General features: G+C 75.1%; 11 protein-coding genes. 5 read left to right on the forward strand and 6 right to left on the reverse strand.

Annotation, left to right across the window (positions count from 1 at the left end; all coding sequences use genetic code 11):
* Positions 1 to 46 precede the first annotated feature (46 nt).
* Positions 47 to 1168 carry a tyrosine-protein phosphatase gene (locus ACWGKI_RS19810; RefSeq protein WP_452189308.1) on the reverse strand — a complete coding sequence of 374 codons (1122 nt, stop codon included), beginning with the start codon at positions 1166 to 1168 and terminating at the stop codon, positions 47 to 49.
* Between the two features lie 210 nt (positions 1169 to 1378).
* Between ACWGKI_RS19810 and ACWGKI_RS19815 the strand changes: the two genes are divergently transcribed.
* Positions 1379 to 2293 carry a phosphoribosylaminoimidazolesuccinocarboxamide synthase gene (locus ACWGKI_RS19815; protein WP_452189321.1) on the forward strand — a complete coding sequence of 305 codons (915 nt, stop codon included), beginning with the start codon at positions 1379 to 1381 and terminating at the stop codon, positions 2291 to 2293.
* Between the two features lie 16 nt (positions 2294 to 2309).
* On the opposite strand, the gene ACWGKI_RS19820 is transcribed toward ACWGKI_RS19815, so the two are convergent.
* Positions 2310 to 3140, reverse strand: coding sequence for a septum formation family protein (locus ACWGKI_RS19820; protein WP_452189310.1), 831 nt, complete (start codon positions 3138 to 3140; stop codon positions 2310 to 2312).
* Positions 3141 to 3362: 222 nt separating this feature from the next.
* Between ACWGKI_RS19820 and purS the strand changes: the two genes are divergently transcribed.
* Genes purS through ACWGKI_RS19835 form a run of 3 tightly spaced genes read left to right on the forward strand, consistent with a single transcriptional unit; the run spans position 3363 to position 4890 of the window.
* Positions 3363 to 3650, forward strand: coding sequence for a phosphoribosylformylglycinamidine synthase subunit PurS (purS, locus tag ACWGKI_RS19825; RefSeq protein WP_380243444.1), 288 nt, complete (start codon positions 3363 to 3365; stop codon positions 3648 to 3650).
* Complete coding sequence (gene purQ, locus ACWGKI_RS19830) at positions 3650 to 4369, forward strand: phosphoribosylformylglycinamidine synthase subunit PurQ (protein WP_452189312.1); 720 nt, start codon at positions 3650 to 3652, stop codon at positions 4367 to 4369. Before purS ends, purQ begins: the two co-directional genes overlap by 1 nt.
* Positions 4366 to 4890, forward strand: coding sequence for a GNAT family N-acetyltransferase (locus ACWGKI_RS19835; protein ID WP_380243446.1), 525 nt, complete (start codon positions 4366 to 4368; stop codon positions 4888 to 4890). The genes purQ and ACWGKI_RS19835 overlap by 4 nt, the downstream gene beginning before the upstream one ends.
* Before the next feature lie 69 nt (positions 4891 to 4959).
* On the opposite strand, the gene ACWGKI_RS19840 is transcribed toward ACWGKI_RS19835, so the two are convergent.
* The 3 genes from ACWGKI_RS19840 to ACWGKI_RS19850 all read right to left on the reverse strand — a co-directional run bounded on the left by ACWGKI_RS19840 (position 4960) and on the right by ACWGKI_RS19850 (position 7164).
* Positions 4960 to 5346, reverse strand: a complete 387-nt coding sequence (locus ACWGKI_RS19840; RefSeq protein WP_380243447.1) for a VOC family protein — start codon at positions 5344 to 5346, stop codon at positions 4960 to 4962.
* A 33-nt stretch (positions 5347 to 5379) separates the two neighbouring features.
* Positions 5380 to 6291: an LLM class flavin-dependent oxidoreductase gene (locus tag ACWGKI_RS19845; RefSeq protein ID WP_452189315.1), complete on the reverse strand. Its 912-nt coding sequence runs from the start codon at positions 6289 to 6291 to the stop codon at positions 5380 to 5382.
* 63 nt (positions 6292 to 6354) lie between these two features.
* Entirely contained in the window at positions 6355 to 7164 is an 810-nt protein-coding gene (locus ACWGKI_RS19850; RefSeq protein ID WP_452189316.1) for an MBL fold metallo-hydrolase, read from the reverse strand.
* Between the two features lie 121 nt (positions 7165 to 7285).
* Between ACWGKI_RS19850 and ACWGKI_RS19855 the strand changes: the two genes are divergently transcribed.
* Complete coding sequence (locus tag ACWGKI_RS19855; protein ID WP_452189318.1) at positions 7286 to 8089, forward strand: nucleotidyltransferase domain-containing protein; 804 nt, start codon at positions 7286 to 7288, stop codon at positions 8087 to 8089.
* 11 nt (positions 8090 to 8100) lie between these two features.
* Here the strand turns inward: ACWGKI_RS19855 and ACWGKI_RS19860 are convergent, their stop codons facing one another.
* The gene (locus ACWGKI_RS19860; RefSeq protein ID WP_452189319.1) at positions 8101 to 9174 is read right to left on the reverse strand and encodes an LLM class flavin-dependent oxidoreductase; all 1074 of its coding nucleotides are present in this window, start codon (positions 9172 to 9174) and stop codon (positions 8101 to 8103) included.
* Positions 9175 to 9254: the final 80 nt, after the last annotated feature.

Below are 9254 nucleotides of genomic sequence, written 5' to 3' on the forward strand. Positions count from 1 at the left end.
CAGGGTGACGACCTGCCGGTCCGCGCGGTCGACCGGGGTGAGAAGGTCAGCCGATCAGGAGCTCCGCCCGGACCTCGCGGACGTCGCGTGCGCCGAGGCCGAGGCCCTGGCGCAGGTAGCCGCCGAACGAGCGGTACTCGTCGCGGACCTCGTCGAAGCCGGCGGCCAGGTACTCCGGGCGGACGTCCAGCAGCGGTCGGTAGATCGCGGCCTGCGCGGCCGGCATGGCCGCCAGGGCGGCGGCGTTCGCCTCGGCGCGGTAGTCGTTGCTCGCCAGGTAGTCGTCCTCGACGACATCGTGCGGCACCCCGGCGGTCGTGAGGAGCGCCGCGGCTGCCCAGCCCGTGCGGTCCTTGCCCGCGGTGCAGTGGAACAGCACCGCGCCGTCGTCGGTCACGGCGTCGAAGAGGGACGTGTAGGCCGCGCGCCCGGTGTCGCTGGAGACCATGGCGCGCTCTCCGTCGACCATCATCTGCGCGGCTGCCTCCGGGGTGGACAGGTCGGGGATCGTCGCGCTGCCCCCGCCGATCACGTCGGCCACCTCGTACCGGGCCCCGGCGGGCACGCGGTCGGGGGCCGTGGTGCGCTCCGAGTCGGTGCGCAGGTCGACGACGGTGCGCACGTCGAGGCCCTCCAGCGCGTCGAGGTCGTCGTCGCTCAGCCGGTCGAGGGCGTCCGACCGGTACGCCTCGCCCATGGCCACCCAGCTGCCGTCCGTCGTGCGGTAGCCGCCGAGGTCGCGCAGGTTCACCGTGCCGTCGAGGCGCACGAGCCGGTCCGCGAGCGTCAGGCCTTCGCCGCGGGCGGGGACGAGGCGGAACCAGCGGCGGTCCGCGTCGGCCAGGCCGCGGACGGTCACCGTGCCCGAGGAGCCGCCGCGCGCGACGACGCGCCGCAGGTCGACGTGGTCCCGGTCCGTCCCCGTGTAGAGGCGGACGTCGCCGGCCCCGCGCGGCGCGGACCAGGTGATGGTGAAGGAGCCGTCGTCCTGCGCGGTCACCGTGGCCGCGGTGAAGGGGATGCGCCCGTGCTCGGCGCCGGCGTGCGACGCGTGCTGGCCGGCGGCGGCGTGCGGGGAGCGGGGTGCTGCCGCGGACGCGGTGGCGGGGGCGACGGCCAGGGCCGCGACGAGCAGGCCGGCGGCGAGGTGTCGGGTGCGGGTTCTCATGGGGTGCACGGTGGACGGCGCAGGCCAACGGTCGGTGAACGGACGACGTTGTCCGGTGGGGCGCCCGATGAACTCCGTGCGGTGCCGTCTCCCGGACGGCGTGGCTGGCCTCCGGCGCCGGGTGCGAGACTGGGCGCCGTGACCGAGACGCACGATGTCAACCAGCCCGGTGCCGACCAGACCGACGCCTTCGCGGGCGGACCGCTCGACCTGCCGGGGTGGCGGCACGTCTACTCCGGCAAGGTGCGTGACCTGTACGAGCCGGACCTGCCGGCCCTGGGCGGCGTGCACCCGCTCGGGGACGTCGTCCTCGTCGTCGCGTCGGACCGCGTGTCCGCGTACGACCACCTGCTCGAGCCCGGCATCCCCGACAAGGGCGTGGTGCTCACCCAGCTCAGCCTGTGGTGGTTCGAGCAGCTCGCCGACCTGGTGCCCCACCACGTCGTGTCGACCGAGGCGAGCGCCGAGCCGGGCGACGGTCTCGTGCCCGACGTCGTCGCCGGGCGGGCCATGGTCTGCCGCCGGCTCGAGATGTTCCCCGTCGAGTGCGTGGCCCGCGGCTACCTGACCGGCTCCGGCCTGGCCGAGTACCGGGAGTCCGGCGAGGTCACGGGCATCGCGCTGCCGGACGGGCTGGTGGACGGCTCGCGCCTGCCCGAGCCGATCTTCACCCCCGCCACGAAGGCCGAGGTGGGCGAGCACGACGAGAACGTCCCGTTCGAGGAGGTCGCACGCCGGATCGGCGACGACGCCGCGGCAAGGCTGCGCGACCTCACGCTCGCCGTCTACTCCCGCGCCGAGGCGATCGCCCGCGAGCGCGGCGTGATCCTCGCGGACACCAAGCTCGAGTTCGGCATCGACCCCGTCACCGGCGCGACCGTGCTGGGTGACGAGGTGCTCACGCCCGACTCGTCGCGGTTCTGGCCGGCCGACGCGTGGGAGCCGGGTCATGCCCAGCCCAGCTTCGACAAGCAGTTCGTCCGCGACTGGCTCACGTCCGACGCGTCCGGCTGGGACCGGACGTCCGGGGCCCCGGCGCCCGCGCTGCCTGCCGACGTCGTCGAGCGGACGCGCGACCGCTACCTCGAGGCGTACGAGCGGCTGACGGGGGCACCTCTGCGCTGAGGCGCCCCCGCCCGCGCTACAGGCCGGAGCCTGCGACGCTCGCGTCGAGCTTCGACCCGTCGCCCGCCTGGGCGAAGCAGAGGAGCTGGCGGTCGCCGAGCGTCCACGACACCTCGTCCGGGCCGATGTAGTACGCCGCCAGCGTCGTCTCGGCGGGGTCGGACCCCACGTAGGACTCGAAGGCGGGCGCGCAGGTGTCCGAGAACGCCTGCTCGACGCCGGAGTCACCGGGGAAGTCGCCGCCGGGCAGCTGGGACACCGAGAAGACCTCGGCCGCGTGCGGTGCGGTGCAGTCGGCGGGGGTGATGTCGCCGACGGTCGCGGAGTCGCCGGGGTAGTCGAAGCACTCGCCCACCTCGTAGTCGAGCCCCGCCCCCTCCTGGAAGCTCTCCTGGTAGCTCTGCTGGACCGCGTCCTGGAAGTCGTCGTTGCTGGCGAGGAAGCCGACGAGGGCGACGACCACGATCCAGCCGATCGTGCTCAGGGCGCCCAGCACGATGCCCGCGATCGCGAGGCCGCGGCCCGACCGCGCCGGGTCCTTGGTGCGCACGACGCCCGCGATGCCGAGGCCCAGCGGGATCAGGGCCATGCCGAGGATGCCGGTGACGAGAGCCGCGATGGACACACCGTCGGTCTTGCGGGGCGGGGCGTAGTCGTACGGGGGCTGGCCGCCGTACGGGGGCTGCTGCCCGCCGTACGGGGACGACGCGTCGTACGGCGCCTGGGCGCCGGGCTCCGCGTACGGCGGCTGCGGGCTGCCCGGGGCGGGCGCGGTCGAGCCTGCGTCGGGGGTCGAGTACGGGTCGGGGGCGCTGCCCCCGGAGGGCGGCGGAGTGGGTGCGGACATGCTTCCTCGGGATCGTGGCGGGGTCGGGTCACGCGGGGTCAGCAGCGCCGGCGTCCGGCAGCGTTCCGCGGCGTCCAGAGGCTAGCGTGCCGAGGGTAGACTCGTCGCGGAATCCCGCCGTCGTGCTCCCGCTCGTCACGCGCGCCCCTCCCGGCGCCGCCCGTGCCGGGATCCCGGAGCGGCGGCCGCCTGACTACCCGGTCACGATCCAAGGAGCACCCCGTGGGACGCGTCGTCGTCGAGGTCATGCCCAAGCCCGAGATCCTGGACCCCCAGGGCAAGGCCGTCGTCGGGGCGCTGCCCCGCCTCGGCTTCACCCAGTTCAGCGGGGTGCGCCAGGGCAAGCGGTTCGAGCTCGAGGTGGAGGGCGAGGTGACCGCCGAGGTCCTCGCCGCCGCCCAGCAGGCGGCCGAGACGCTGCTGTCGAACCCGGTCATCGAGGACGTCGTGCGCGTGGCGGACGCCGCCACCGACGCCGCGGGGACGATCACCGCCGAGGGCGTCGCCTGATGACCGCCGGCACGCTCGACTCCGCACGCATCGGCGTCATCACCTTCCCGGGCACGCTCGACGACCGCGACGCCTCCCGTGCGGTGCGTCTCGCCGGCGGGGAGCCGGTGTCGCTCTGGCACGCCGACGGTGACCTGCACGGTGTGGACGCGGTCGTCCTGCCCGGCGGGTTCTCGTACGGCGACTACCTCCGTGCCGGCGCCATCTCGCGGTTCGCACCGGCGATGGACGCCGTCGTCGACGCTGCGAAGGGCGGGATGCCGGTGCTCGGCATCTGCAACGGCTTCCAGGTCCTGACCGAGGCGCACCTGCTGCCCGGTTCGATGGTGAAGAACGACCACCTGCACTTCGTGTGCCGGGAGCAGGTGCTGTCCGTGGAGAACACGGCGACGGCGTGGACCAACCGCTACGAGCGCGGCCAGCACATCACGATCCCGCTGAAGAACCAGGACGGGCAGTTCGTCGCCGACGAGCACACCCTCGACGAGCTCGAGGGGGAGGGCCGGGTCGTGTTCCGCTACCAGGGCTGGAACCCGAACGGCTCGCGTCGTGACATCGCGGGCATCACCAACGAGCGCGGCAACGTGGTGGGGCTCATGCCGCACCCGGAGCACGCCGTCGAGGCCGGGTTCGGTCCGGACGGCGACGCCGGCCCGCGCAGCGGCACGGACGGGCTCGGCTTCTTCACGTCGGTGCTCGCCGCCCTCGTCCGGGCATGACCGCGACCACCACGCTGCCGGCCGTCGCGGCACCCGACGACCTGGTCGTCGAGGTCGTCGAGTGGGACGACCCGGAGGCTGCGCGCCTGCGCGCCGCGCAGGAGGCGGAGATGGCGGTCCGGTACGGCGGCGTCGACCCCGCGCCCGCCATCGACCCGCGCTCGATCGTCGTGACGCTCGTCGCGCGGGTCGACGGTCGCGCCGTCGGCACGGCGGCGGTGCGGGACGTCTCCGGCACGGACGACCGCCGTGGCCGGGGCACCGCCCACCCGGCGGCGACCGGCGAGGTCAAGCGCGTGTTCGTGACCGCCGACGCCCGCGGGCTCGGCGTCGCGCGACGGCTCATGGCCGAGCTGGAGCGCAGCGCCCGCCAGGTCGGCTTCCGCCGCTTCGTGCTGGAGACGGGCACGGCGCAGCCCGAGGCGATGGGGTTGTACGCGGCGATCGGGTACGAGCCCATCGAGTCGTTCGGCGACCACTGCGGCTCCGAGCAGCAGCGCTGCTACGGCAAGCGGCTCTGACCGGGCACTGACCCGGGCACTGACTCAGGACTCGACTCCGGGCCTGGTCCGCCGCCGGACGCCGCGGGTTCAGCCCGCGGCGCCGGCGGACCACGCAGGCAGCTGCTGCAACGTCCAGGAGTTGCCGTCCGGGTCGGCGAAGGTGACGAACCGCCCCCAGGGCTGGTCGTCCACGCCTTGCGCCTCGATCCCCGCGTCCCGCAGGTGGGCCAGGGCCTCGTCGGCGTCGGGGACCACCACCTGGATCGCGTCCAGCTGACCCGGCTGCAGGCCGCCGCCGAGACCCGTGCCGAACGCGATCGAGCACGCCGAGCCGGGTGGCGTCATCTGGACGAACCGCAGCTCGTCGTTCACCTGCTGGTCGTGGTCGGGATGGAAGCCGACCCGCTCGTAGAAGTCCTTGGCCCGGTCGACGTCGCTGACGGGCACGTGGATGAGCTCGATCTTCCAGTCCATGACGCTGCTCCTTCGTGGGTTCTGCGGGACGGGTCAGGCGTGGTCGAGCAGCGGTCGCACCTCGCGACCGAGCAGCTCGACGAAGCCGGCCAGGTCGGGCTCGTCCGCGGTGGGCTGCACCGCGACCGCCGACGCCCCGGCCGCGGCGAGCCGCAGGACGCCGTCCGCGAGCGCGCGGGCGTCGCCGGCCGCGCCGATGCCTCGGCCGGGCTCCGCGCCCCACAGCGGCAGCTCGGCGTCGAGCCGCTCCTGGGCGCCGTCGCCGGTCGCGGCGATCAGGGTGGCGTAGACCTCCGGCACCGGCCGGCCCGCCGTCGCGGCCGCGGCGGTCGCGGCCTCGGCGGCCGCGCGCACGTCGTCGGGGGTGAGCGCGTTCGCGAGGATCACGCCGTCGCCCAGCTCCCCGGCGAGAGCGAGCGACCGGGGCCCGACCCCGCCCAGCACGAGCGGGACGTCGGGGGCGGGCCAGTCCAGCCGCACGCGGTCGAGGGTGACGTAGCGGCCGGTCGTCGTGACCTCTTCGCCCGCGAGCAGCAGCCGCAGGGCGTCGGTGTGCTCACGCAGGAGCGTCAGCGGCGAGTCCACCCGGACGCCGGCCTGGCCCATCCAGGCCTGGACGCCGTGCCCGACGGCGGGGACGAAACGGCCCGGGAACATGCGCCCCAGGGTGGCGACCTCCATCGCGGTCACGGCGGTGCTGCGCAGCGGTGCCGGCATGAGGCCGATCCCCACGCGCACCCGCTCGGTCCAGCCCAGGGCCGCCGCGGCCGAGGCGACGCCGCTCTGCTTGAAGCAGTCCTCCCACACCCACAGGTCGTCGAGGCCCGCGTCCTCGGCGGCCGTGGCGAGCCCCCGCAACGACTCCGGGGCCGTCGTGGGGACGAAGGCGACGCCGAGCCGGACGGCAGGGCGGGCGTCCGGCAGCGGGGCGGGAGTGAGGGTCATGCCGCCATCGTGCCGTGCGCCTCCGACATCCGCTCCCGGCCGGCGCGGACCGTCCTCGGGGCGTCAGGCCTTCTCCTCCCGCAGGTACGCGAGCTGGGCCACGACGGACTGCCGTGCGGCCCGCCGGACGGACGGGTCCACGTCGGCGTAGACGTGCGCGACGACGGCGTCCGCGACGTCCGGGCCGTCGTCGGCATTCACGGCATCCACGGCATCCGCGGCATCGCGGGCGTCGAGGCCCAGCTCTGCCAGGGCCGACCGCACCTGGGCGAGCCGTCCCAGCCGGTGGTCCCGGTAGGCGCGCACGGTGTCGCCCAGGTCGTCGACGGCGGGGCCGTGCCCGGGGAAGCCCACGCGGCCGTCGCCGACGCGCTCCAGCAGGTCGAGGCTGGCGAGGTAGTCGCGCAGCGACCCGTCCGGCTCGGCGATCACCGTCGTGCCACGTCCCAGCACGGTGTCGCCCGTCAGCACCACCGGCGCCGCGTCCGGACCGGTGACGACCAACGAGACCGAGTCGGCCGTGTGACCCGGTGTCGCGAGCACGTCGACCCGCAGGCCGGCCGCGTCGATCCGCTCCCCGCCGCGCAGGGGCTCGCCGCCGTGGCAGTGCGCCGGGTCGGCCGCGCGCACCGGAGCGCCGGTGAGGTCGTGCAGGCGCGCGGACCCTGCCGTGTGGTCCGCGTGCCGGTGCGTGACCAGCACGAGCTCCACCGGCCCGGCGTCGGCGAGGGTGGCGAGGTGCTCCTCGGCGTCCGGGCCCGGGTCCACCACGACGCACGACGGCGAGCCCGGGGCGCGCAGCACGTACGAGCGGGTGCCGTCCAGCGTCATCGGGCCGGGGTTGTCCGCGCGGACGACGGTGACGTGGGGCATGGGGCTCGCTCTCGGGTCGGGGTCGCCGTGTTCCCCGTCATCATCGCCCGGCCAGGAGCGGGTGGTCGAACGCCGCCAAAACAGCGGGCCACGAGGAGGCGCCACGATCTACGGTGACCCGATGCGCGCCGTTCCTGCCACCCTGGACCCTGCCGTCGTCGCGGAGATCGACGCGCGGCTCTCCGGCGTCGAGGCGACGCAGGCCGTCCACGTCCCCTGGGCGATCGAGTCCGGCAGCCGCGCCTGGGGATTCCCCTCCCCGGACAGCGACTACGACTGCCGGTTCCTGTACGTGCGGCCCGCCGCGCACTACCTGTCGCTCTGGGCCGGGCGGGACGTCATCGAGACGCCTTTGGACGAGGTCTTCGACGTCAACGGGTGGGACCTGGCGAAGGCGGTGCGTCTGCTGGTCAAGGGCAACGTCACGCCCGTCGAGTGGCTGCGCTCGCCGATCGTGTACCGCGGCGACCCCGGGTTCCGCGACCGGGTGCTGGCGCTGGCGGACGAGGTGCTCGACCGCGCCGCGGTCCGCCGCCACTACCTGCACCTCGCGCGGAGGCAGCAGCAGCGCGCACCGTCGCTCAAGCGGTTCCTGTACGTGCTGCGGCCGGCCGTCGCCCTGCGCTGGCTCGCCGACCACCCCGAGGCGGCCGCGCCGCCGATGGACCTCCCGACCCTCGTGGCCGAGAGCTCGGTCCCGGCCGACGTCCGCGCGGCCGTCACCGAGGTCGTCGCCCTGAAGTCGGTGACGCGCGAGCTCGGTGCCGGTGACCCGCCCGCCGTCCTGGAGCGGTTCGTCGACGCCGAGCTCGACCGCGCGACCACGCAGGACCGTCTCGCCCGGGACCGCGACCTCGTGGCGGTACAGGCCCGCGCCGACGAGCTGTTCCTCGCCGAGGTCTCGTCGGTGCCGGTGGCCGCCTGACGCGGCGGCGGTCAGGCGGCGAGGGCCTCGGCGAGCAGCTCGAGCGTCCGGACCCGACCGGGCGTGGCGTCGAGGGGCTCGGACTCGTACGAGCCCGCGACCGGCACCACCATGACCTCGTCCACGCCGTGGCGTGCCGCGAGGTCGCGGAGCTGCGCCGCGGCCTGGTGCGGCTCACCGACCACCCAGCGGGCGCGCATGTCGGCGACGATCTGCTCCGCCATGGGGTCGAGCGGCTCGGCGGCGGCCTGCTCGACGGTCTCGGCGCGCCCCATCGGCTTGCCGGTGCGCAGCCGCGCCATCGACCGCAGCTGCGGGAGCGCCCGCTCGTGCGCCTCGGCGGCGGTGGGCGCGACGACGACGTTCGCGGTGAGGAAGGTGCGCGGTTCCGGGTGGGCGGGGCTGGGCCGGTAGTTGTCGCGGTACAGGGCGAGGACCTGGTCGACGCCCGCGCCGGAGAAGTGGTTCGCGAAGACGTACGGCAGCCCGAGCTCGGCCGCCAGCCGGGCGGAGTAGTCGCTGGAGCCGAGCAGCCAGACCGTGGGGGTGCCGTCGGCGGCCGGGGTGGCGTGCACGTCGTAGAGGTTGCCGTCGCCGAGCCGCAGGGCAGCGCCGTCGGGGCTCATGAGGGCGAGGATGTCGCGCACGTGCTGGGGGAACCGTTCGACGTCCGACGTCGGGCCCGACTGCCGCAGCAGCGCCGTGACCACCGGGTCCGAGCCGGGTGCGCGCCCGATGCCGAGGTCGACCCGGCCCGGCGCGAGGGCCTCCAGCGCGGCGAACTGCTCCGCGACCACGAGCGGCGCGTGGTTCGGCAGCATCACGCCGCCCGAGCCCACCCGGATGCGCTGCGTGGCGGCGGCCGCCGCGGCGATCATCACCGGCGGCGTCGACGCGGCGACGGCGGGCATGTTGTGGTGCTCGGCGAACCAGTACCGCTCGAAGCCCAGCTCGTCCGCCCGGCGCACCAGCGCGAGCGAGGCGGCCAGCGCCTGGGGGCTTGACTGTCCGGTGCGGACCGGGACCAGGTCCAGGACGGACAGTCGGGGGGAGGTGGGCGCGGGGGTCGGGGCGTCGGCGTTCATCGCCTGGGTCAACCCGCGAGGGCCGGGTCGGTATTCCGTGACGCCCCTGACGTTGTGGGTACGCAAACGGCGAGAATTCG

This window comes from Isoptericola sp. NPDC055881 (assembly GCF_053615895.1).